Here is a 22,352-nt window from a genome sequence, read left to right on the forward strand (position 1 = left end):
GGTCACCGACCAGCCGGGGCTTCGGCTTTAGGGTGAGTCAGGCCCTGCAGGCCGAGGCGTTAGAGTTAAACGGCACGTCTACCACCCAAAGGAGGGGTCATTGGGAATCTTGGACACCATCCGGAATCCGCAGGACCTGAACGAGTTGTCCGAAGAGCAGCTGAAAGTGCTGGCTTCGGAGATCAGGGAGTTCCTGATCACGAACGTCTCCCAGACGGGCGGCCACCTCGGACCAAACCTCGGCGTGGTGGAGCTGACGCTGGCCGTGCACCGCATCTTCGACTCGCCCCGCGACAGCATCGTTTTTGACACCGGCCACCAGTCGTACGTCCACAAGCTCCTGACCGGGCGGCAGGACTTCAGCACGCTGCGGCAGGAAGGCGGCCTCTCCGGCTACCCCGCCCGCGCGGAGTCCGAGCACGACATCGTGGAAAGCTCGCACGCCTCCTCCTCGCTGTCCTGGGCCGACGGCATCTCCCGCGCCCGGCAGCTCACCGGCGAGGGCGACCGGCACGTCGTCGCCGTCGTGGGTGACGGTGCCCTGACCGGCGGCATGGCCTGGGAAGCCATCAACAACATCGCGGCCGACAAGAAGCGCCGCGTGGTGATTGTGGTCAATGACAACGGCAGGTCCTATGCCCCCACCGTGGGCGGCTTCGCCGACTACCTTGCCTCCCTCCGCCCCACCATCGACTCCTTCCGGGCCACCCCCGCCTACGAGCGCGCGCTGGACTGGTGGAAGAAGAAGCTCCAGAGCGGCGGCCCCGTGGGCCAGTTCACCTACAAGAGCCTGCACGCCATGAAGAAGGGCATCAAGGACTGGTGGGCGCCGCAGGGAATGTTCGAGGACCTCGGCATGAAGTACATCGGCCCCGTGGACGGCCACAACCTCCAGGCCATGGAGCATGCCCTGGCCACGGCCAAGCACTACGCCGGTCCCGTGATTGTCCATGCCATGACCGAAAAGGGCCACGGCTACGCCCCGGCACGCGCCCACGAGGCTGACCAATTCCACGCCGTCGGCATCATCGATCCCGAAACCGGCGAGCCCACCGGAACCGCGGGCGCCCAGTCCTGGACGTCCGTGTTCGCCGATGAGATCGCCGCGATCGCGGATGAGCGGAAGGACGTCGTGGGCATTACCGGCGCCATGCTCATCCCCGTGGGCCTGCACAAGTTCGCGGCCCGGCACCCGGACCGCGTGATCGACGTGGGAATCGCCGAACAGCACGCCCTCACCTCTGCCGCGGGCATGGCGTTCGGCGGCCTGCACCCGGTGGTTGCCGTGTACGCCACCTTCCTCAACCGGGCCTTCGACCAGCTCCTGATGGACGTTGCCCTCCACAAGGCAGGCGTCACCATCGTCCTTGACCGGGCCGGTGTCACGGGGCCGGACGGCGCCAGCCACCACGGCATGTGGGACATGTCCATGGTCCAGATCGTCCCGGGCCTCCACCTGGCAGCGCCGCGCGATGCCAGCCGCCTGCGTGAGGAACTCCGCGAAGCCGTGGCCATCAGCGATGCACCCACCGTGGTCCGCTTTTCCAAGGGATCGGTGGGTGCCGAAGTGGAAGCCCTTGAACGGTTGAGCGACGGCGTGGACGTACTGTCCCGCAGGCCCAGCGGCTCAACCGAGAACGATGTCCTGATCGTCAGTGTGGGCGCCATGTCCGAGCTTGCGCTGGACGTGTCCAACAGGCTTGGCGCGCAAGGCATCAGCACCACCGTGGTGGACCCGCGCTGGGTGCTTCCCGTCCCGCGCTCCATCATTGCCCTGGCGTCCCACCACCGCCTGGTCATCTGCATCGAGGACGGCGTCCGTGCCGGCGGCGTCGGTTCACGGATCCGCCAGGAAATGCGCGCAGCAGGGGTGGACACCGCCCTGAACGAGGTTGGCCTGCCGGTCGAATTCCTGGACCACGGCACCCGCGGCCAGATCCTTGAACGCGTGGGCCTTACGGCCCAGCAGATAACGCACGACGTCGTAGCGCAGGTTCTGGGGACAAAGGTCCCGTTTGCGCGTCCCCTGCCCGGCCAGCAGCACCCCACCACCGGCAGCCTTCCGATTCTGTGAGGGAAGAAGACGCACTGAAGTACCCGGGTGCGGTGGGGGAGTCCGGGCCGGCCATGCACACCACTACTACCCGGGTACCCGCGGGGCTGAAGCCGGGCCAGTTGGTGGTGTCCAGGAACAGGAAATGGAACGGCAAGGCGCACTGGGTGGTGCCCGGCCGGTACCTCGGCGAAGACCGGCACGGGTGGTGGATCTTCCAGGGCACCAATGAGTTCTGCTCCCGGCCCGGGGCGGCGTTCTACACCAAATCCGACGCCGTGCTGCTGGTTCCGCGCTCCGGCGACTGGGTTGCCACCTTCTACGACGACGCCCACCCCAACCAGGTCCGTGTGTACGTGGACCTGGCCGTGGCCCACGAGTGGACGGTCATCCGGCCCGCCGTCACCGAGTTCCACGTGATCGACATGGACCTGGACGTCATCCGCACCGCAGACCGGGGCGTGTTCATCGACGACCAGGACGAGTTCGCGGAGCACAGCGTCTCCATGCACTACCCGGACCTCCTGGTGGCGGACATCCAACGTGCAGCAGACCAGCTTTACCAGGCCGTCAAGGCGCAACAGGCTCCGTTCGACGGCACTGACGTCGCATGGTTCACAGAGGGACGAAAATGAGCGGAATTGTCAGGGTCTACAAGCGCGACGACGAGGGCACCCTCCACTTCCGGGAGGCCTGGTATGACCAGGACTACAGCCAGTTCGTCATGAACTACGGCGTGGTGGGGCACCAGAGCAAGACGGAAGAGACCGACGTGCCGGATGCGGAGGCAGCCGAGGGCCTCCTGGACGCGTTCGCGGCTCAGTGCGCGGAGGACGGCTACGCCGAAATCCCCGAGGAGGAGCAGTTCTGGGTAGTAGCCCAGTTCGCCCTCAAAACCAGGGAAGGCACGGACCGGGACCGCTACCTGGAAGAGAAAGCAACGGACGCCCTCATCAGCCACCTGGCATGGCGTGGACTGGGCACCGTGGAGCGTTCCGGGTTCACGGACTACAAGCTGAACATCTTCTGCCTCTGCCCAGAGGTGAACAAAGCCGTGAACGCCATCAAGGTCTGCAGCCGGAGTGAGGACCTGGACTTCACCAAGCTCAGCATCGGCGCCGCCCCGTACAACGAGCCTGAGAACTTCAAACTCAAGCACTCAGCCAAACCCGCCACCGGCTTCAGCCTTTAGGAGGATCCCGTGACCACGTACCGCCGCGTCGGCAGATCCGGCCTGACCGTCTCCACCGTGGGCCTGGGCTGCAACAACCTTGGCCGCGCCAACACCCCCACCGAATCCCAGGAAGCCACTGACGCCGTGGTCCATGCGGCACTCGACGCCGGAATCACCCTGTTCGACGTCGCCGACACCTACGGCCGCGAACCCGGCCTCAGCGAAACAATGCTCGGCAAGGCGCTCGGCAGCCGGCGGCCCGGCGTCGTCCTGGCCACCAAGTTCGGCATGGACATGAAAGGCGCCAGCGGGCCGGACTTCGGGGCGCGCGGCTCCCGCCGCTACATTATCCAGGCAGTGGAGGCGTCGCTGCGGCGGCTGGGCACCGACTGGATCGACCTCTACCAGTTCCACACGCCGGACCCGCTGACCCCCATTGACGAAACCCTGTCCGCCCTGGACACGCTGGTCACCAGCGGCAAGGTCCGTTACCTCGGGCACTCCAACCGGGCCGGCTGGCAGATCGCCCAGGCCGAGTACGTCGCCCGCGAACTCGGCAGCGCCCGCTTCATCTCCACCCAGAACCACTACAACCTCCTGGACCGCAGGGCGGAACTCGAGGTGACACCGGCCGCGGAGGAGTTCGGACTGGGCGTCCTGCCGTACTTCCCCCTCGCCAACGGACTGCTGACCGGCAAGTACTCGCCCGGCCACGCCCCGGAGGGCTCCAGGCTCAGCCACACGCGCACCCACCTGGTGCACGACGCCGACTGGGACCAGTTGGACAGGTTCAGCAGCTTCGCCAAGGACCGCGGCTTGAGCGAGATCCAGGTTGCCTTCTCCTGGCTGGCCGTCCAGCCCTGCGTGGCCAGCGTCATAGCGGGAGCCACCCGGCCGGAGCAGGTCCGCCAGAACGCGGAAGCAGCGGACTGGGTACCCTCCGAAAAGGACCTCGCGGAACTGGACGGCATCTTCCCCGCAGCGCCCAAGGTAGCGCTCTTCTAGGAACGCCATGACCGCCTTCCTGCTGGATGTGGACACGGGCATCGACGACGCCCTGGCCCTCGCCTACCTTGCGGCCCTGCCGGACACCGAGTTCGTCACCGTCACCGCAACCCCCGGGAACGTGGACGCGGACCAGGTGGCGCGCAACACCCTGGCACTGCTGGAACTGTGCGGACGCCCGGGAGTGGAAGTGGCCGTCGGCGCCCGCAAGCCGTTGGCCGTTCCGCTGGTGACCACCCCGGAAACGCACGGCCCGCAAGGCATCGGTTACGCCGTCCTGCCGGAACCTGAGGGCGCCGTCTCACCGCGGGACGCCGTCGACCTCTGGGTGGAACATGCCCGGGCGCGGCCGGGGGAGCTCACTGCGCTGATCACCGCACCCCTGACCAACTTCGCGCTGGCGCTCCGGCAGGAACCCAGGCTCCCCGAGCTGTTGGCGAAGGTGGTCATTATGGGCGGCAGCTTTTACCACCAGGGCAACACCACGCCCACCGCGGAGTGGAACACCCACGTGGATCCGCATGCGGCCAAGGAAGTGTACGCGGCCTTCCAGGGCCGCCCCCTGGAAGAGCTCCCCATTGTCTGTTCCCTGGACACCACCGAGCGGATGGAGCTGCACCCGGAACATGTCCGGCAGCTGGCGGAGGCCGCGGGCGCAACAGTCCCCGAGCTGGTGCAGCCCGGCCAGCCCGAGGGACAGCGCAGCGCCTCTGACAACGTGCTCATCAGGCACCTGTCCGATGCCCTGCGGTTCTACTTCGAGTTCCACCGCCATTATGACCAGGGATACCTCGCCCACGTCCACGACTACTTCGCAGCGGGCGTGGCCGCGGGCACCCTGGAGTTCGAGGCACGGCCCGCCACCGTCGACGTCGAGACCGGGTCACCGCTCCTGATGGGCACCACCGTGGCCGATTTCCGGGGCCTCTGGGGAGCGCCGCCGAACGCCCGCGTGGTCTCCACGAACCATCCGGAAGCGGCCTTCCGGGAGCTGGTGTCCGCCGTCGGGAACCTGGCCCGCCGCGTGGGCTGAGAGGGCGCCCAACAAAGGCTCCTGCCGGTAGAATTGTGCGCGGACCGGACAGGCGCAGGCTGCCTGCCGGCTGCTGCCGAGGTGACATAAGCAGCGCTCCGCCCGGCCCGGGAACACCGGGCCCTCCGTGCGCACCCTGAAGGAACTCCATGTCATCGCACTCCCTGACGTTGCCGTCCACGTCACCGGCGGCCGCCCGCAAACGCCGGCTGCTGGAAATCCTCGGCGCCGTGGCCATCGCCGGCACCTACGTCTACCTGGTCCTCAACCAGCCTGCCGACATCACCGGCGGGCCGGGCAGCGCGTCCGCCCTGATCGCCCTGTCCGGCTTCCTCATCGGAGCCGTCCTGCTGATTGTCGCCGTGCTCCCCACGTTGCCGGCCTCCACCGTGGTGCTGATCCCGGTGGCACTGGTGCTGAACATCGTGCTCGGACAGTTCGTGGGCAGCACCCTGGTGCCGTTCTACCTGGACACCATCGGCACGGTCCTCATCGCGGTGCTGGCCGGCCCGGCCGCCGGTGCAGCGACCGGTGCGCTGAGCAGCATCGTCTGGTCCTTCTTCAACCCCACTGTGCTGCCCTTCGCCGCCGGGGCTGCCCTGATCGGCTGCCTTGCCGGCCTCGCCGCCCGCCACGGGATGTTCCGGCGCTTCTATCTCGCACCGGTGGCAGGGTTCGTCACCGGCATCATCGGCGGCGTGGTGTCCGCGCCGGTGGCGGCTTTTGTCTTCGGCGGCACCTCCGGCGTAGCCACCGGTGCGATCGTCAGTGCCTTCCGGTCCATGGGCGACTCCCTCCTGGGCGCCATCACCAAACAGGCGCTCATCTCCGACCCCATGGACAAAGCGATTGTGTTCACCGTGGTGGCCATCCTGGTATACGCCCTTCCACGGCGCGCGCGGCTGCAGTTCCCGTTCATCCGCAGGCACCGCGTGCTGGCAGGCAAGACCCCCGAACAAGGCTCCTGATCCGGCGGTGCGCCTCCACCCGCTGACCTCGCTGGCAGCCGCCGGCAGCACGGCGGCCATCACGACGGCGGCAGCGTACCTGCCGCTGTCCCTTGCCGTGATTGCCACGGCAGTGGGCCTCGCAGCCTGGAGTGGTTCGGTGCGGCGGCTCCTGCCAGCGGCAGCTGCCATCCTGGTGCCGCTGTGCTTGTCGCTGCTGGTGCTGCATGGCCTGTTCTTCCCCGAAGGGGACACCGTGCTCGCCGAGTGGGGCCCTGCACGCGTCACGTCCGAAGGGCTCTCCTTCGCCCTGAACCGGGCAGCGCAGCTGGGCGCCGTTGTCCTCGCCCTCCTGGTGTTCTCCTTCAGTGTCAGCGTTCCGGACCTGGTGGCGGCGTTGTCTGTGCGCGGCGTCCAGGGCAGGTTCGCTTTCGTGCTGGCGTCCACGCTCACCCTGCTGCCGGCCATCACCTCCAGGGTGGAACGCATCCGGCAGGCCCAGGAATCCCGTGGGCTGGTGATCCGGCGCGGGCTGCTGCACCGGGTGGCGGCCTTCCGCCGCCAGGCAGTGCCGCTGGTCCTGTCCCTTGTGGAGGACGCCGGAACCCGTGCTGCGGCGCTGGAGTCCCGCGGCTTCAGCAACCCAGGACCCCGGACCAGCTACCGGGATGTGCCGGATTCCAAACCCCAGCGGGCGCTCCGCGTTGTCCTGCTGGTGGCCGCCGCGGCTGCAGTCGCCATCCGGCTTTGGCTTGCAGCGGAGGGGACCTAGGAGATGGCGGGCGCACGGGACACCCTCGAAACCGCCGGGCCGGTACTCTCGGCCGGCATCAGGACCTTCACGTTCCACGACGACGCTGCGCCCGTCCTGCACGGGATGGAGCTCGCGTTCGTCCCGGGAACGTTCACCGCAATCCTTGGGCCGTCGGGAAGCGGGAAATCCACCCTTGGCCGGCTGCTGGCCGGCTGGCTTCCGCCCGGAGGCGGGGGAACCCTCCACGGCTTCCTGGAGCTCGCGGGCACCAGGCTGCAGTTCGGCGGCAGCGGGGATCCGCGCATCAATCCCGCTGAATGGGGCCGGCACGTGGGGTTTGTTCCCCAGGACCCAGCGGCCGTCCTGTCCACGGTGCGGGCCACAGTGGCTGAGGAACTCGCGTTCGGACTCGAGAACAGGGCGGTGGAACGCGGCGCCATGAAGTCCATGGTGGAACGTACCGCCGCACTCCTGGGGCTCACGGACCTCCTGGACCACAACCCCGCCCGGCTTTCGGGCGGCCAGCTGCGCCGCCTTGCCATCGGCTGCGCCATCGTCACGGAACCGAAGGTGCTGATCATGGACGAGCCGTTCGCGTCGCTGGACAGCGCCGGAGCGGCGGGACTGGCACAGCTGGTGCGGGACCTCGTCAAGCGCGGCACCGCCGTCGTGGTCCTGAGCCAGGTGGTGGACGCGGCGCTCCTGGACGCCGGCACATGGTATGTCCTGGTGGACGGCCGGGTGGCGGCGAGCGGCACCCCTGCCGAACTGCACCAGGGCTCCGGGCTGCTGCCGTCGGGCATCCGGTCCCCCGGCAGCGCCGCGGCAGGAGATGATGCAGCCCGGCACGGACTGTCACCGCGTCCGCACCGCCAAGCCCGGGTGCAGCCTGGCGTGGCGCCGCCAGCCCCGGTGCTGGAGCTCCGCGGAGTCTCCTTCGATTACAAAGCCGGCGGCAGGAAACCCCCGCGGCATGCACGGCGGGCAGGCGCGGCGGGCGCTCCGGGCGACGCCACGCCGCACGTGCTGCAGGACGTCAGCCTGGCGGTCAACCCCGGGGAGGTCGTGGCAGTCACCGGTCCCAATGGAGCGGGGAAATCAACGCTGCTGCGGCACCTTAACGGGCTGCTGCGCCCCACCTCCGGGCAGGTCCTCGTCCATGGCTGGGACATTGCAGGGACACCGGCGGGCAACGTGGCCCGCTCCGTGGGACTGCTGTTCCAGCAACCCCGGGACCAGCTGTTCGAGCGGACTGTGCTCCGTGAGGTCCGCTTCGGCCTGGACCGCATCTTCCCGCCCGCCGAAACGGACCGGCGGGCCCTGGAAGCGTTGGCAACTGTCGGCCTGGCGGGGGCCGCAGGGGAGCACCCCGCCGAACTGCCCGCGTCCAGCCAGCGACTCCTTGCCCTTGCCGCGGTCCTTGCCCGCAGGCCCGCGGTCCTGGCCCTGGACGAACCCACCGTGGCGCTCGACGGCGAGGGCCTGGCCCTCCTGGACGCTGCGGTACGTGCCGCGGCAGGGGAGGGCGCCGCCGTCGTTCTGGTCACGCATGACCTCGCCTATGCCAGGGAGATGGCAGACCGCATTGTGGGGCTGGAGGGCGGCAGGCTGGCCGGCTGACTAAGTCAGCCGGCCACCTTGCCGGTGACTAAGCCGGGCGGGAGGCCACTCCCGGCGGCAGGAAGCGCCTGCCGTTGACCCGCTCGGAGGCGCCCACCCTGTCCAGGTATGGGGTGATGCCGCCTAGGAACATTGGCCACCCGGCGCCGAGGATCATGCAGAGGTCAATATCCTCCGGGCCTGCAACCACGCCTTCCGCGAGCATCAGGCCGATTTCCTCGGCGAGCGCGTCCTCGGTGCGCCGCAGCACCTGCTCCGCGGTGGAGGGGGAAGAACCGAAGGACATCAGCGACAAGGTGGACTCCGGGATCTCCTTCGAGCCGTCCGGGCCTGCCGCCCACAGGCTTTTCACGCCGTTGTCGATGAGCTTCTGAAGGTTGGCGGACACCGTGAAGCGTTCGCCGAAGGCTGCGTGGAGCGATTCCTGCACGTGCTGGGCCACGGGCAGTCCCACCATGGCGCCCAAGGTGAAGGGCGTCATGGGCAGGCCCATGGGCCGCAGGGCGTTGTCCGCCACCTCAGCCGGGGTGCCCTCGTCAAAGGCGGCCGTCACTTCGCCCATCAGCCGCAGCAGGATCCGGTTGACCACGAACGCGGCAGCGTCCTTCACGAGCACTGCCGTTTTCTTCAGGCCTTTGGCGAGCTCGAAAGCGGTGGCGAGTACGGCGTCGTCGGTCCGCGGGGCACGGACGATTTCCAGCAGCGGCATAACGGCCACGGGGTTGAAGAAGTGGAAGCCCACTACGCGCTCCGGGTGCCGCAGGTCCTCCGCCATGGCGGTGACCGACAAGGACGAGGTGTTGGTGGCCAAGATGCAGTCCGGACTGATGATCTCCTCCAGCTCCGCAAAGACCTGCTTCTTGACGTTGAGTTCCTCGAAGACGGCCTCGATTACAAAATCGGCGTCCGCGAAAACGTCCTTGGACACTGACCCCGTCACGAGCGCCTTGGTCCGGTTGGCGGCATCCTGGCTGATGCGCTTCTTGCCCAGCAGCTTGTCCACCTCGGCATGGACATAGCCCACGCCCTTGTCCACACGGGCCTGGTCGATGTCCGTCATCACCACGGGGACCTTCAGCTGGCGGGCGAACAGCAGGGCCAGTTGGCTCGCCATCAGGCCGGCCCCAACAACTCCCACCTTGGTGACGGGGCGGGCCAGCTTGCGGTCCGGTGCACCCACGGGACGCTTGGAGCGCTTCTGCACGAGGTCCAGGAATGCATACACCGTGGCGCGGAACTCGTCAGTCTGCATCAGCTCCGCGAGTGTTTCGCATTCCAGGGCAGCCGACTCCGCCTGGGTCATGGTCCGGTTCGCCTCGAGGATGTCCAGGACTTTTCCCGGGGCGGGCGCCGCGTTGGACGTCTTCGCCTCCACGAAGGCCCGCCCGGCCGTGACTGCGCCAGCCCACCGGGCGGTGGTTCCAGCTTCGGAAGGATCGACGGCGTTGGCGCGTTCAGGAACAATGTCCCCCGAAATGACGCCGGCAGCCCAGGCCAGGGACTGCTCCAGGAAGTCGGCCGGCTCGAAGAGGGCGTCGGCCATGCCGAGGCTGAAGGCCTCGGGTCCGGTCAGCGTCCGGTTGTTGCTGAGCGGGTTTTCAATCATCACCTTCACGGCGTTTTCCGGCCCGATGAGGCGGGGCAGGAGATAGACGCCGCCCCAGCCGGGGACCAGGCCGATAAAGGCTTCGGGCAATGCCAGCGCCCCGGCTCCGGTGGACACGGTGCGGAAGGTGGACTGCAGCGCGATTTCGAGGCCGCCGCCCAGGGCTGCGCCATTGATGAAGGCGAAGCTGGGGATACCCAGGTTGGCCAGGGTTGCGTAAACATCATGGCCCAGCTGCGCCATCCACAGCCCATGCTCGCGTTCTTCGAGGTTCTTGACGGCGGAAAGATCGGCGCCGGCCACAAGATAATAGGGCTTGCCGGTCACTCCGACGCCGACGATCTCACCGCGGCCGGCACGTTCCCGAAGGCCCTCCAACACGGTGCCAAGCTCCACCAGCGTGTTGGGTCCGAGCGTGGTGGGCTTGGAATGGTCCAGGCCGTTGTCCAGGGTGATGAGCGCGAAGGTGCCGGGGCTTGGCTTCCCGGCCGGTGCGGGCAGTTCGATGTCCTGGACGTAGGAGTGCGTCACCGTTTCGTTCGGGAACAGGTCAGCAAGCTGGGTGAAATCTGCGGCGCTCATGCGGCTCCTTCGGAAGCGGTTTCGGTGGCGGCGGAGTCCCCGGGCCGGGCTCCGCTGTGGTCTGTGTATTCCGGGTGGTGCGGGTTCTCCCAGATCACCGTTGCACCCATGCCCAGGCCAACGCACATGGTGGTGATGCCGTAGCGGACGGAGGGGTCCTCCTCGAACTGCCGGGCGAGCTGGGTCATCAGCCGCACACCGGACGAGGCCAGGGGGTGGCCCACGGCGATGGCGCCGCCGTACCGGTTGACCCGGGGGTCGTCGTCGGCAATGCCGAAGTGGTCCAGGAAGCTGAGCACCTGCACGGCAAAAGCCTCGTTGATTTCAAATAGCCCAATGTCCCCGATGCCGAGCCCGGCGTTCTTCAGCGCCTTCTCGGTGGCCGGCACCGGCCCGATACCCATAACTTCAGGCTCCACACCCGCGTAAGCGTAGCTGACCAGCCTCATCTTCACCGGCAGTCCCAGCTCGGCGGCAGCCTCTGCGGATGCCAGGACGGCCGCGGTGGCGCCGTCGTTCAGGCCCGCGGCGTTCCCGGCGGTGACGCGGCCGTGGGCGCGGAACGGGGTGCGGAGGCCGGCGAGGTCAGCCATGGTAGTGCCTGGCCGCGGCGGCTCGTCCACCGTGTTCAGCGTCCAGCCCTGGCCGGGCTTGAGGGCTGCCACGGGGACCAGGTCCGGCTGGATGCGGCCGTCGCGGCGGGCAGCCTCGAACTTGGCCTGCGAAGCGACGGCGTAGGCATCCGTCCTTTCCTTGGTGATGGCCGGAAAGCGGTCATGCAGGTTCTCGGCAGTGTTCCCCATGTTCAGCGCGGCCGGGTCCACCAGCCGTTCTGACATGAACCGCGGATTCGGGTCGGTGCCTGAGCCCATGGGGTGGTTGCCCATGTGTTCCACGCCGCCGGCCACCACCACGTCGTACGCGCCAAAACCGATCCCTCCTGCCGTTGTGGTCACCGCGGTCATGGCCCCCGCGCACATACGGTCAATGGCAAAGCCTGGTACCGTCCTGGGCAGCCCGGCCAGCAGGGCGGCTGTCCGGCCCAGGGTGAGGCCCTGGTCTCCGGTCTGGGTGGTGGCAGCAATGGCCACTTCATCGATGCGCCCGGGCGGCAGCGACGGGTTCCGGCGCAGCAGTTCGCGGATGCATTTCACTATCAGGTCGTCAGCCCGGGTGCCGGCGTAGATGCCCTTGTCCCCGGCCCTGCCGAATGGTGTGCGGAGGCCGTCCACAAAGACGACGTCCCGGACAGTGCGCAAGGCTGCGCCGCTTCCCTGGTGGCTCACGTATAACTCCTCATCGAGACGTAGGCGCCGGTGGCATGCCTTCGGTGGCAGCGGCCTCACGGCAGTACGTTCGATGTTACTCGCGAGTAACTTAGCCTGCAAGACCCCGCCCTGAAGGGACGCTCTCTCACTTGATGCGCATTTTTGGCGATCCCTCTCGCACTCTCTTCAAGAAAGTGAGAGAGGGTTGCCAATATTCACGCGTGGAGTGAGAGAGGGTTGCCAATATTCACGCATCAAGTGAGAGAGCGTCTGGGGGGTCGTGTGGGGCTGGCGGCGGCCCAGGCGGCTGGCGCCTACTGGCCTGCTGTGGCTGCGTCCGGTTTGGGTTCCTTGGCGGGCAGCGGCTGCGGGTGGAGGAACGCCTCGACAATGAGGGGGGTTGCCAGTTCCACCTGCCATTCACGTGCGCCCAGGGCGCGGAGTTCGGTGGCGACTGCTGCTTCGGTGATTTCCGCCGGCGGCCGCCAGGCCACCCGCCGCAGGTAGTCCGGGGTGAGCAGGTTCTCCAGCGGAAGGTTCAACGACTCGGCCTTCGCCTGCAGCAGCGGCCGTGCGGTGGCCAGGCGGGCAGCGGCTTCCGGGTCCCGGTCCGCCCAGACGCGGGGCGGAGGCGGCGCGTTCGTGGGCAGGTGCAGCGGCGGAAGCTCTTCGAGGTCCCGTGCAGCTGCGATGCAGCGGAGCCACCGGGGCGCTTCACGTTGCGCCGCCCGGCCGTGGAAGCCCTTGGTGCCCAGCAGCTGCGGCACGGTGGACGGCATGGCTTTGGCCGCCGCCACCAGGGCGGAGTCGGGAATCAGCCTTCCCGGTGCGACGTCCCTTTTCTGTGCCAGGGAGTCGCGCTCCAGCCACAGCTCACGCACTGCTGCCAGCTGCCGGCGGTCCCTGATCTGGTGCAGGCCGGAGGTCTTCCGCCACGGATCCACGCGCACCGGAGGCAGTCCTGCCGCCAGGATCGCGGCGAACTCCTGTTCGGCGTATTCCAGCTTTCCGTCGGCCTGCAGGAGCTCGATGAGTTCCTCCCGCAGTTCCGTAAGGACCTCGACGTCCAGCGCGGCATACCGCAGCCAGGGTTCCGGGAGGGGCCTGGTGGACCAGTCTGCCGCCGAGTGCTCCTTGGCGAGCCCGAAGCCGAGCAGCTGTTCGATGACGGCGGCCAGGCCCACGCGGGGCAGCCCCGCCAGCCGCGCTGCAAGTTCGGTGTCGAAGAGCTTGTCCGGCCACATGCCCAGCTCCGAGAGGCAGGGCAGGTCCTGGCTGGCGGCGTGCAGGATCCATTCGACGCCGCGGAGGGCGTCATTGATGATGTCCAGGTTGTCGAAGGGTTCAGGGTCTATCAGCCAGGTTCCGGCCCCTTCGCGCCGGATCTGGACCAGGAAGGCGCGCTGCCCGTAGCGGAACCCGGAAGCCCGTTCGGCGTCGACCCCCGCCGGTCCGGTTCCGGCGGCGATGGCCGCGGCGCAGCGCTCCAGGCCGGACTGCGTCTGGATGACCAGTGGAACGCCCTCCCGGGGCGACGCCAGTTCAACGATTTCGGGGATGGGGCTGTCAAAGCCTTCCACCGTGATGTGGGGTGCGGTATCAGCAGCCGGGACGCCGGCCGTGGTGTTTTCCGGAATGTTAGGGGTCATGATGCCTTCAGTTTACCGGCCGGCTTGTTCAGTTCCGGCGGCGCAGCGTCAGCGGCGTCACGCCGTCCGGAAGGGGCGGCAGCCCGGCGAAGGTGCAGACCATGTCGGACCAGGCCTCGAGGTGGGCCTTGACGTCGGAGGTGGCGGGCGTCCAGGAGGCCCTCAGTTCGATGTCGATGGAGCCTGGCCGTTCGGACAGGGTCCCGAAACTCTCCGAGAGGACCCGCGTGGCGGTGCCGCCCGCTGCCCTGTAAGGCGCCTTGTGGTTCTCCAGCGCCTCCACCAGCCAGGTCCAGGCGACTGTTCCGAGCATTTCGTCGTTGCCCATCTCGGGTTCCAGTTCCGCACGGATATAGGTGACGATCCGGAATTCCCCGTCCCAGACTTCGGAGCCCTCTGGATCGTGGAGGAGGATGAATCGCCCCGTTGCCAACTCCAGCCCGTCCTCGTCTTCCGTGCCTGAGGCCGCAGCGAGAGCCATGGCGGCGGGGCCGTGGAGTGGGGTGCCAGGGTGACCGGAGCCGGGGGCGAAAACTTCTGCGCCAAGGGCCACGGCAAAGGGCGCCAACCGGGCCGGCGCGGGGATCTCCGCCAGGCGGAGTTCCCGGCGGCACTGGGCTTTCCTGAGGGTTCCCAAGGCGTGGAGAAATTCCGGGGGAACCTGGTCAAGTGCGTTCACCTTCGCAGGTTACGCAACTGGGCGGGGCAGGGCGGGTAGGCTCGCCGCCTGCCGGGGGCGCGGACTGTCAGTTCCCGCCACTGTGAAGTTCCCGGCGGAGTGCGGCAACAAAGGAATCCACATCCTCTTCTGTGGTGTCGAAGGAACACATCCAGCGCACCTCCCGCGTGGCTTCGTTCCAGTCGTAGAACCGGAATGACGCCCGAAGCCTGTCAGCCACGCCTTCGGGGAGGATGGCGAACACGCCGTTGGATTCGGTCGCCTGGGTGGGCCGGACGCCGTCGATGGTGTCGACGGCGGCGCGGAGCCGTGCGGCCATGGCGTTGGCGTGCGAGGCGGACCGCAGCCACAGGTCGCCTTCCAGGAGCGCGATGAACTGCGCCGACAGGAACCGCATCTTGGATGCCAGCTGCATGTCCATCTTGCGGAGGTAGACCAGGCCGTGGGCTGCCTCCGGGTTCAGTGCCACCACCACTTCGCCGAAAAGCAGCCCGTTCTTGGTGCCGCCGAAGGACAGGATGTCCACCCCTGCGTCGCGCGTGAAGGCCCGCAGCGGAACCTGGAGGTGCGCCGCCGCGTTGGCCAGCCGGGCGCCGTCCATGTGCAGCTTCATCCCCTTGGCATGGGCGTGCTCGGCAATGGCCCGCACTTCATCCGGGGTGTAGCACGTGCCAAGTTCCGTGGTCTGGGTGATGGACACGGCCAGCGGCTGGGCGCGGTGTTCGTCCCCCCACCCCCAGGCCTCGCGGTCAATCAGTTCGGGAGTGAGCTTGCCGTCCGGCGTGGGGACGTGCAGCAGCTTGATGCCGCCGATGCGTTCCGGGGCGCCGTTCTCGTCCATGTTGATGTGGGCGGTGGAGGCGCAGACCACGGCGCCCCAGCGGGGGAGCAGCGACTGCAGCGAAAGGACGTTGGCGCCGGTGCCGTTGAAGACGGGAAAACACTCGATGCCGGGGCCGAAGTGGTCCTCCATCAGTTGCTGCAGCCGTGCGGTGTAGTCGTCCTCGCCGTAGGAGACCTGGTGGCCGTCGTTGGCGGCCGCCAGCGCCGCCAACACCTCGGGATGAACGCCCGAGTAGTTGTCCGAGGCGAACCCCCGCACGTTCGGATCGTGGAGGCGGATGCCGGCGGCTGTTTCAACGGTGGTTGTCATGGCTTTGCTCACGCTTTCAGTCTAAGGAAAGTCCGGTCCGGTGTGGGTCGGGCCGCCAGCTGCAGCCGGCGGCCGTTCAGCCCGGCGGCTGGTGCATCAAAGAGCCCGACGACGGCGCGCGCCAGGTCCTCGACGTCAGTTGCGCCGGCGAAAGACCGTTCGGGGTGGCTCAATCGCATCTTGTCATCCACCAGCGCTTTGACCACCAGGACGACGGCGGCCGCGGCGCCGCCGCCGTTCTTCCCGGCGTCGCGGCTGAAGCCGTCCGCGATGGCCAGGGTCCAGGCCTCGGCCGCTGCCTTCGCAGCGGCGTAACTGGCTGTTGCCGCGGTGGGCTTGGCGGCGGTGGTGGAGGACACCATGGCGAAGCGGCCGCTCGGCGAGGCGGCAACGTCGTCGTAAAAAACGCGTGCGACGTTGCGGAGCGTGGTGATGGCTGCGCGCTCGAGGAACTCCCAGTCCTCGTCAGTCTGGTCCGGAATGCCTTTTGCGCCGCGCCAGCCGCCCACCAGATGGATCACGGCATCCATGGGCCCGGCAGCCGCGGTGACCTCGGTCCGCAGCTGCCGTACCTCCTCCATCCGTGCAAGGTCGCACACGAAAGGGGCAACGCCGTCGCCCGCCTGTTGTGCCGCAGACTGGATCCGTTCCAGGTCCGTGCCCACGGTGGAGACGCGGTGCCCGGCCTCCCGGAGCGCCCGCGCCACGGCCACGCCGGATGCTCCGCTGCCACCCGCAACCAGGACGTTCAGCGGCGGTTTTGCCGGCCCAGCTCCAGCTGTCACAGCGCAGACGCTCCGGTAATGCCGGCCGTGGATTCAATGACAGGACGCATCTTCTTTTCCAGTGCTTCGTAGAACATGGACAGCGGGAATTCGTCATCGAGGACCTGGTCGGTGAGGCCGCGCGGCGGACCTGCCAGCGGCAGCGCCTCCGGGCCCCTGGCCCAGACCGACGCCGGGTGGGGCGTGACGGTGGCGGAGATCAGCTGGTACGCGGCCAGCCAATGGGCCGTTTTGGGCCGGTCGATGGAGCGCCAGTACAGGTCGTCGATGCTGGCGCCGAGGGCGATCACGGCGGTGGACACCTCATCCCAGTCGATGGTGAGCCGGGTGTCGGTCCAGTGGAGGACGCGCTGCTGGTGCAGCCACGCGAAGAGGAGCTGGCCACCCAGGCCGTCGTAGTTCCGGACCCGGCTACCGGTGATCGCAAAGCGGAAGATGCGGTCAAAAATGATGGCGTACTGCACCAGCTTCGCGTGGCGGCGGGCCTCTGGATCGGCGTCGTCATCATTTTCGATCCGCACGGACTCGCGGAAGGCCGTGAGGTCGCAGCGCAGTTCTTCCAGGGAGTACAGGAAAAACGGCATCCGTTGCTTGATCATGAACGGATCAAACGGCAGGTCGCCGCGCATGTGGGTCCTGTCATGGATCAGGTCCCACATAACGAACGTCGCCTCGGTCAGGTCCTGGTCCGCCAGCATGTCCGCGGCGCCCTCAGGCAGTTCCAGGGCGGTGATCTCGGCGGCGGCCTTGAGGACGCGGCGGAACCTGGCTGCCTCCCTGTCCGCGAAAATCGCACCCCAGGTGAAGGTGGGCGTCTTGCTGACCGCGACGGTCTCCGGGAACAGCACTGCCGAGTTGGTGTCGTAGCCGGCGGTGAAGTCCACGAACCGGATGGGTACGAACAGCTTGTTCGAGTAGTCGCCGGCTTCCAGCCCTGCGATGAATTCCGGCCAGATCACCTCCACCAGAACGGCCTCCACCAGGCGGTTGCTGCTGCCGTTCTGGGTGTACATGGGGAAGACGACCAGGTGCTGGAGGCCGTCGCGGCGCTGTTCCTGCGGCTGGAAGGCCAGCAGGGAGGACAGGAAGTCGGGGGTGGCGAAGCCGCCCTGGGCCCACCGGGAGAAGTCGGTGCACGCAGCGTCCAGGTAGGCAGCATCATGCGGGAAGGCGGGGGTGAGGGCGCGGAGCGCATCGATGATCTCGTTGACGCGGGCAGCGGCCTCCGCGTGGTGTGCAGCGTCCGGAATGGAGCCGTCCTGGGACTGGAAGGCCTGGAGGGCGGTGGCGGCTGCCTTGAGCCGGAGCCAGTCGTGGTTCTCGGCTGAAATCCCGGTGACGGCGGTGGTCAGGGTTTCGGTCATCGTGGGCTGCCTTTCTGGTTGCTTGCTAACTATGGCGAGCGTAGCAAGCAACCAGCAGGGCTAATTGGAAAAGCGCCTAAGCTTAAGTATTCCTTTTGCTTAATGCCCTTTCCGGTGGTTGGAGCAGGTCCTTACCTGCGGGTTCAGGCCTCCTGGTCCGGACCGTTGACCTGCGGATCCTCCGCGGGGACCAGCCGGATGGAGATGGAGTTGATGCAGTAGCGCTGGTCGGTGGGGGTTCCGTAGCCCTCGCCTTCAAAGACGTGCCCCAGATGGGAATCGCAGGTGGCGCAGCGGACCTCCACCCGGTCCATTCCCAGCGTCCGGTCGTGGATGTAGCGGACGTTTCCTTCGGCCAGCGGGGCCCAGAAGGACGGCCAGCCGCAGTGGGAATCGAACTTCTCGTTGCTGGTGAACAGTTCCGCTCCGCAGGCGCGGCACTGGTACACGCCGGCAGTGTGGGTGTCCCAGTACTCGCCAGTGTACGGACGCTCGGTTCCCGCCTGGCGGAGCACGTGGTACTCCTCCGGCGTGAGCTCCTCGCGCCACTGCGCGTCTGTCTTTTCCATACCGGTGCCCGGGACGTCGGCCCCTGCCGGACCCGCCGTGGCCGGCGCATCCGTAGTTTTGTTTCCGAAGATGCTGTTTCCGAAGATGCTCATAGCCTTGTCAACGCTTACGAGTCGCCGATAAATCCCGAGCCTGCATACAGGTGCAGTACCGGCACCCCCAGCTGGTCCTGCGCCTTGTTGGCCCAGTCCGTATGGAAGGTGTCGGCGACGGCGTGCGGCCGGGTAATCACCACGGCCTGCCCGGCGCCGGTCTCGCGGACCTTGGAGACCAGCCCGTTGACGGCGCCGCCATCCACAATCTCGCCCGTAACGCCGGTGCCCAACCCCTCCAGGGCCGCCAGGGATACGGCGAGGGTCTCCGCTGCCTGGGCCCGCTCCTGGGTGGGGTCGGGGGTGTGGGCAGTCAGCTCCCTGAATGCCTTGGCAATGTCCAGCATCGAAAGGTTTTCAAGGAAGTCCACCAGCAGGTGCCGTTCGGTGTTTGCGGGCACCAGCACCACCAGGCGCGTTTCCGCTCCGTCCACCAGGCGTTCGATGTTCAGGCGGTCGTCCGCCCCCAGGGGTTCTTCGGTCAGGATGACGATCGGTTCACTCATGGCCCTAGCCTAGTCCCGGAGCACGGCCGTGCGCAGGGGTCACCGCACCCGGATGGAGGCCGGGGCCGGCCCCGGCGGCCAGTGGCGGAATGCGGGCTTCGGTGACCGGGCGGTAAGAATAGTTCCATGGCATCTTTGCAGCGAACCCGCCCCGCCCCCGTCCATCGCCCCGAGACAGGCGGAATGTCGCTCCGGGCAAAGTGGGCAATCGGCGGAGCGATCGGCGGGGGCGGCCTGGCCGGGCTCCTGGCCACCGGCTCATCCGCGCTGGCGGTGTACTTCGCGCGCCGGGTCATTACGCCCGCCCGGCAGCGGACGTCGGACCAGGAGGTGCTTGCCGTCATCAGGGACGGCCAGGGGCAGCGGGCCATCTTCGCTGCCACCGACGACACCACGGTGGACGGTGTCTACGGGTTCTTTTTCGACGGCGGCAAGGGGCACGCACGGATCGGCCGCATCGTCTCCTACTCGCCCGCCGACCGGACCGTGCTGCGCGAGGTCGAAGCGGTGTACGCCGGTGACCTCTCCGCGGCGCGCCGCGGCTGGTGGAGCGGTGCCGTCCATCCGGACCCGGCCGCCGTCGGAATTCCCTACGAGGACGTCGCCATCGACGTGGAGCGCGGGCAGGCGCCCGCCTGGCTGGTCCGCGCCGGCGGCACTGCCCGCACCTGGGCGGTGATGGTGCACGGACGCGGTGCCACCAGGCAGGAGGCCCTCCGCGCCGTCGGGCCCGCGCTGGAACTGGGGCTCACCAGCCTCCTGGTTTCCTATCGCAATGACGGCCTGGCACCGTCAGCCGACGACGGCCGTTACGGACTGGGCTCCACGGAGTGGCGGGACATCGAAGCGGCCATCGAGTACGCCCTGGCTAACGGGGCGGAGGAAATCGTGCTGTTCGGCTGGTCAATGGGCGGCGCCATCTGCCTGCAGACCGCCGACCTGTCCCGCTACCGCCACCTGATCCGGGCCATGGTGCTCGATGCGCCGGTCACGGACTGGGTCAATGTACTGGCACACCATGCACAGCTGAACAGGATTCCCTCCTTGGTGGGGCGGTACGGCCAGCTTATGCTGGGGCACCCCCTGGGCAGGCGGCTGACCGGACTGTCCGCGCCCGTGGACCTGAAGGCGATGGACTGGGTGTCCCGGGCCGTTGAACTGCGGACTCCCACGCTGATCCTGCACAGCGTCGACGACGAATACGTGCCGTACGAACCCTCGGCGCTGCTTGCAGAGCGGAATCCGGAGATGGTGACCTTCGAGCCCTTCCACCAGGCCCGCCACACGAAGGAATGGAACGTCGACCCCGACCGCTGGGAAGGGCGGGTTAAAGCGTGGCTGCGGCAGCAGCTGGCTCCCCGGCTCAACCCGGGCGCCCTGGGCTCACTGTCTTCCGGAGGCGAGTGAGCTGATCGGCGCCGTGACGGCGTTCGTGAGGCGGACCAGGTCGGCGGGGGCCAGTTCGATGTCCAGCCCGCGCCTGCCGCCGGAAACCAGCAGGCTATCCAGTGCAAGGGCGCTCGTGTCCAGCACGGTGGGGGAGGGCAGCCGCTGGCCGAGGGGTGAAATGCCGCCGAGCACGTAGCCGGTGCGCCGTTGGGCGGCGGCGGGATCCGCCATTGCGGCCTTCTTGGCTCCCAGAGCCGCAGCGAACGCCTTCAGGTCAAGGGTTCCGCTCACCGGCACGATTCCCACGGCCAGCCGGCCCTCCACCTCCACCATCAGGGTCTTGAAGACCCTCGACGGATCGATGCCGAGGACCTCGGCCGCTTCAAGCCCGTAGCTGGCGGCGGCGGGATCGTGGGTATAAGGGTGGAGCACAAAGGGAACCCCGGCCGCGGCCAGTGCCGCTGTTGCCGGGGTTCCCTGTGCTGCGCCCTTGTTGCGTGCCATGGGTGCTTTCCGCCGGGAGCGCTACGGTCCTTCGGTGGCGGCAGCAACCCTGCGCTTGATCCTGCCCAGCATCGCCGTCATGCCGCGCATGCGCAGCGGCGTGATGGCCCTGGTGAGCCCCAGGAGCTCGGGCATGTCGTCCGGAACGGAGAGGATCTCTTCGGCGGACAGCCCGTCCAGGCCTTCGTGGAGCACGCCGGCGAACCCGCGTGTTGTGGGAGCCTCCGCCGGAGCCTTGAAGAACAGCCGCACGGCAGCATCGGGTCCGCCCTCCCTGTCCGTCTCGATGGTCAGGAAGAGCGGCGACTGGCACTCCACCACCTGTTCCAGCAGTTCGGGGTGGTCCTTGAGCCGTTCCGGCAGTTCCGGGAGGCCCTCGGAGAACTCCAGCAGCAACTGGAGCCGCTCGGGTTCAGTCAGGGCCTGGAAGTCATCCACGATTGCCGCCAGTGCGGAAGGCAAAGCTTGAGTAGTCATCGGTCCAAGTCTACGCAATAGCGCCGCGGCGGGCCGCGTCAGGCGCCGACGGTGGCGGGGACGGAACCGCGTTCCGCGCCCTTGGCGATGGGTACCCGCACGGCGTTGCCCCATTCGGTCCAGGAGCCGTCGTAGTTGCGGACGGAATCGAAGCCCAGGAGGTACTTGAGGGCGAACCAGGTGTGGCTGGAACGTTCGCCAATGCGGCAGTAGGCCACGACGTCGTCGCCTTCGCTCAGGCCCGCTTCGCCAAGGTAGAGGGCCTCAAGTTCCTCGCGGCTGCGGTAGGTGCCGTCCGCGGCGGCGGCGCGTGCCCACGGGATGGACGCGGCAGTGGGAATGTGGCCGCCGCGCAGGGCGCCTTCTTCGGGGTAAGCCGGCATGTGGGTGCGCTGGCCGGTGTATTCCTCGGGGGAGCGGACATCGATGAGGGGCTTGCCCAGGTGCGCCAGGACGTCTTCCTTGAAGGCGCGGATGGGAGCATCGTTCCGCTCGACAACCGGGTAGTCCGCCCTGGCCGGAGCAGGCTTCTCCGTGGTGAGTTCCCGTCCTTCGGCAATCCACTTGTCCCGGCCGCCGTCGAGCAGCCGCACGTCCTGGTGGCCGAACAGGGTGAAGACCCACAGCGCGTAGGCGGCCCACCAGTTGGACTTGTCCCCGTAGATGACAACGGTGCTGTCACGGGAAATGCCCTTCGACGCCGCCAGTTCGGCGAAAGCGGCCCCGTCAACATAATCGCGGGTGACTTCGTCGTTCAGGTCCGTGTGCCAGTCGATCTTTACGGCTCCGGGGATGTGGCCGGTTTCGTAGAGGAGGACGTCCTCGTCGGATTCCACCACCACCAGCTCTCCGTTGGCGGCAGCGCCGTTTTCCAGGGCGGCAGCAAGCCACTCCGTGGAAACCAGCCGTTCCGGGTGGGCGTACGCGGCAAACTTCTCATTTTCTTCAACGGGATAGGGCATGATCTTGGCCTTTCATTGAGGACACGGGTGGCCTGCTGGACCTGAAGGGGACCTGCTTCCACCCTAGCCAGCAGCCCGGGCGATGTCCGTATTCCGTTAACAGGGCGAAATGTTGGCTTCATCACGCCGGCTGCCGGATGGCCCGGCGCCATTAAAAGGCCCGGGCGCAATGCCGGTATC

General features: G+C 67.8%; 21 protein-coding genes. 9 read left to right on the top strand and 12 right to left on the bottom strand.

The window, feature by feature from the left end:
• The first annotated feature begins 100 nt into the window (after positions 1-100).
• The 8 genes from dxs (at position 101) to KTR40_RS07920 (ending at position 8,586) form a co-directional block, all read left to right on the top strand.
• Positions 101-2,074, top strand: coding sequence for a 1-deoxy-D-xylulose-5-phosphate synthase (gene dxs / locus KTR40_RS07885; protein ID WP_228405789.1), 1,974 nt, complete (start codon positions 101-103; stop codon positions 2,072-2,074).
• A complete protein-coding gene (locus KTR40_RS07890; RefSeq protein WP_171058971.1) occupies positions 2,071-2,688 on the top strand; it encodes a DUF402 domain-containing protein in 618 nt (205 codons plus the stop codon). Before dxs ends, KTR40_RS07890 begins: the two co-directional genes overlap by 4 nt.
• Positions 2,685-3,245: a hypothetical protein gene (locus KTR40_RS07895; RefSeq protein WP_228405790.1), complete on the top strand. Its 561-nt coding sequence runs from the start codon at positions 2,685-2,687 to the stop codon at positions 3,243-3,245. Before KTR40_RS07890 ends, KTR40_RS07895 begins: the two co-directional genes overlap by 4 nt.
• A 9-nt stretch (positions 3,246-3,254) precedes the next feature.
• Complete coding sequence (locus KTR40_RS07900; RefSeq protein WP_228405791.1) at positions 3,255-4,232, top strand: aldo/keto reductase; 978 nt, start codon at positions 3,255-3,257, stop codon at positions 4,230-4,232.
• Between the two features lie 7 nt (positions 4,233-4,239).
• The gene (locus KTR40_RS07905) at positions 4,240-5,265 is read left to right on the top strand and encodes a nucleoside hydrolase (protein ID WP_228405792.1); all 1,026 of its coding nucleotides are present in this window, start codon (positions 4,240-4,242) and stop codon (positions 5,263-5,265) included.
• Between the two features lie 149 nt (positions 5,266-5,414).
• Positions 5,415-6,233 (top strand): ECF transporter S component, encoded by an 819-nt coding sequence (locus KTR40_RS07910; protein WP_139028924.1) that lies wholly within the window; start codon positions 5,415-5,417, stop codon positions 6,231-6,233.
• Between the two features lie 7 nt (positions 6,234-6,240).
• Positions 6,241-6,984 (top strand): energy-coupling factor transporter transmembrane component T, encoded by a 744-nt coding sequence (locus KTR40_RS07915; protein ID WP_228405793.1) that lies wholly within the window; start codon positions 6,241-6,243, stop codon positions 6,982-6,984.
• Positions 6,985-6,987: 3 nt separating this feature from the next.
• Positions 6,988-8,586 carry an ABC transporter ATP-binding protein gene (locus KTR40_RS07920; RefSeq protein WP_228405794.1) on the top strand — a complete coding sequence of 533 codons (1,599 nt, stop codon included), beginning with the start codon at positions 6,988-6,990 and terminating at the stop codon, positions 8,584-8,586.
• 28 nt (positions 8,587-8,614) lie between these two features.
• On the opposite strand, the gene KTR40_RS07925 is transcribed toward KTR40_RS07920, so the two are convergent.
• The 9 genes from KTR40_RS07925 to KTR40_RS07965 form a co-directional block, all read right to left on the bottom strand.
• Positions 8,615-10,774, bottom strand: a complete 2,160-nt coding sequence (locus tag KTR40_RS07925) for a 3-hydroxyacyl-CoA dehydrogenase NAD-binding domain-containing protein (protein ID WP_228405795.1) — start codon at positions 10,772-10,774, stop codon at positions 8,615-8,617.
• A complete protein-coding gene (locus KTR40_RS07930; RefSeq protein ID WP_228405796.1) occupies positions 10,771-12,060 on the bottom strand; it encodes an acetyl-CoA C-acyltransferase in 1,290 nt (429 codons plus the stop codon). The genes KTR40_RS07925 and KTR40_RS07930 overlap by 4 nt, the downstream gene beginning before the upstream one ends.
• Positions 12,061-12,356: 296 nt before the next feature.
• A complete protein-coding gene (locus KTR40_RS07935) occupies positions 12,357-13,691 on the bottom strand; it encodes an HRDC domain-containing protein (protein WP_228405797.1) in 1,335 nt (444 codons plus the stop codon).
• A gap of 28 nt (positions 13,692-13,719) precedes the next feature.
• A complete protein-coding gene (locus KTR40_RS07940; protein WP_139028930.1) occupies positions 13,720-14,370 on the bottom strand; it encodes a DUF3000 domain-containing protein in 651 nt (216 codons plus the stop codon).
• Positions 14,371-14,437: 67 nt separating this feature from the next.
• The gene (locus KTR40_RS07945; RefSeq protein WP_228406063.1) at positions 14,438-15,523 is read right to left on the bottom strand and encodes a low specificity L-threonine aldolase; all 1,086 of its coding nucleotides are present in this window, start codon (positions 15,521-15,523) and stop codon (positions 14,438-14,440) included.
• Between the two features lie 8 nt (positions 15,524-15,531).
• The gene (locus KTR40_RS07950) at positions 15,532-16,308 is read right to left on the bottom strand and encodes an SDR family NAD(P)-dependent oxidoreductase (RefSeq protein ID WP_228405798.1); all 777 of its coding nucleotides are present in this window, start codon (positions 16,306-16,308) and stop codon (positions 15,532-15,534) included.
• The gene (locus KTR40_RS07955) at positions 16,305-17,672 is read right to left on the bottom strand and encodes a DUF6421 family protein (RefSeq protein ID WP_228405799.1); all 1,368 of its coding nucleotides are present in this window, start codon (positions 17,670-17,672) and stop codon (positions 16,305-16,307) included. The genes KTR40_RS07950 and KTR40_RS07955 overlap by 4 nt, the downstream gene beginning before the upstream one ends.
• 143 nt (positions 17,673-17,815) lie before the next feature.
• The gene (gene msrB / locus KTR40_RS07960; protein WP_171058972.1) at positions 17,816-18,334 is read right to left on the bottom strand and encodes a peptide-methionine (R)-S-oxide reductase MsrB; all 519 of its coding nucleotides are present in this window, start codon (positions 18,332-18,334) and stop codon (positions 17,816-17,818) included.
• A 14-nt stretch (positions 18,335-18,348) separates the two neighbouring features.
• Positions 18,349-18,840, bottom strand: a complete 492-nt coding sequence (locus KTR40_RS07965; RefSeq protein WP_139028933.1) for a hypothetical protein — start codon at positions 18,838-18,840, stop codon at positions 18,349-18,351.
• Positions 18,841-18,966: 126 nt separating this feature from the next.
• On the opposite strand from KTR40_RS07965, the gene KTR40_RS07970 reads away from it, so the two are divergent.
• A complete protein-coding gene (locus KTR40_RS07970) occupies positions 18,967-20,247 on the top strand; it encodes a S9 family peptidase (RefSeq protein WP_228405800.1) in 1,281 nt (426 codons plus the stop codon).
• On the opposite strand, the gene ybaK is transcribed toward KTR40_RS07970, so the two are convergent.
• From ybaK to KTR40_RS07985, 3 genes are read right to left on the bottom strand one after another with little or no spacing between them, the layout of a single operon-like run.
• Positions 20,224-20,733 (bottom strand): Cys-tRNA(Pro) deacylase, encoded by a 510-nt coding sequence (ybaK, locus tag KTR40_RS07975; protein WP_228405801.1) that lies wholly within the window; start codon positions 20,731-20,733, stop codon positions 20,224-20,226. The two genes, KTR40_RS07970 and ybaK, sit on opposite strands and share 24 nt — an antisense overlap.
• 21 nt (positions 20,734-20,754) lie before the next feature.
• Positions 20,755-21,210, bottom strand: a complete 456-nt coding sequence (locus KTR40_RS07980; protein ID WP_228405802.1) for a SufE family protein — start codon at positions 21,208-21,210, stop codon at positions 20,755-20,757.
• Between the two features lie 38 nt (positions 21,211-21,248).
• A complete protein-coding gene (locus KTR40_RS07985; RefSeq protein ID WP_228405803.1) occupies positions 21,249-22,172 on the bottom strand; it encodes a sulfurtransferase in 924 nt (307 codons plus the stop codon).
• Positions 22,173-22,352: the final 180 nt, after the last annotated feature.

It is taken from the genome of Pseudarthrobacter sp. L1SW, assembly GCF_020809045.1.
In the GTDB taxonomy this organism is placed as follows: domain Bacteria; phylum Actinomycetota; class Actinomycetes; order Actinomycetales; family Micrococcaceae; genus Arthrobacter.

Excerpts from the sequence above, each read along its gene's own strand:
- KTR40_RS07980 (WP_228405802.1), bottom strand. The coding sequence starts at position 21,210 with ATGACTACTCAAGCTTTGCCTTCCGCACTGGCGGCAATCGTGGATGAC.
- KTR40_RS07985 (WP_228405803.1), bottom strand. The coding sequence starts at position 22,172 with ATGCCCTATCCCGTTGAAGAAAATGAGAAGTTTGCCGCGTACGCCCAC.
- KTR40_RS07955 (WP_228405799.1), bottom strand. The coding sequence starts at position 17,672 with ATGACCGAAACCCTGACCACCGCCGTCACCGGGATTTCAGCCGAGAAC.
- KTR40_RS07895 (WP_228405790.1), top strand. The coding sequence starts at position 2,685 with ATGAGCGGAATTGTCAGGGTCTACAAGCGCGACGACGAGGGCACCCTC.
- msrB (WP_171058972.1), bottom strand. The coding sequence starts at position 18,334 with ATGAGCATCTTCGGAAACAGCATCTTCGGAAACAAAACTACGGATGCG.
- KTR40_RS07925 (WP_228405795.1), bottom strand. The coding sequence starts at position 10,774 with ATGAGCGCCGCAGATTTCACCCAGCTTGCTGACCTGTTCCCGAACGAA.
- KTR40_RS07905 (WP_228405792.1), top strand. The coding sequence starts at position 4,240 with ATGACCGCCTTCCTGCTGGATGTGGACACGGGCATCGACGACGCCCTG.
- KTR40_RS07965 (WP_139028933.1), bottom strand. The coding sequence starts at position 18,840 with ATGAGTGAACCGATCGTCATCCTGACCGAAGAACCCCTGGGGGCGGAC.
- KTR40_RS07920 (WP_228405794.1), top strand. The coding sequence starts at position 6,988 with ATGGCGGGCGCACGGGACACCCTCGAAACCGCCGGGCCGGTACTCTCG.
- KTR40_RS07945 (WP_228406063.1), bottom strand. The coding sequence starts at position 15,523 with ATGACAACCACCGTTGAAACAGCCGCCGGCATCCGCCTCCACGATCCG.
- KTR40_RS07910 (WP_139028924.1), top strand. The coding sequence starts at position 5,415 with ATGTCATCGCACTCCCTGACGTTGCCGTCCACGTCACCGGCGGCCGCC.
- KTR40_RS07970 (WP_228405800.1), top strand. The coding sequence starts at position 18,967 with ATGGCATCTTTGCAGCGAACCCGCCCCGCCCCCGTCCATCGCCCCGAG.
- ybaK (WP_228405801.1), bottom strand. The coding sequence starts at position 20,733 with ATGGCACGCAACAAGGGCGCAGCACAGGGAACCCCGGCAACAGCGGCA.
- KTR40_RS07935 (WP_228405797.1), bottom strand. The coding sequence starts at position 13,691 with ATGACCCCTAACATTCCGGAAAACACCACGGCCGGCGTCCCGGCTGCT.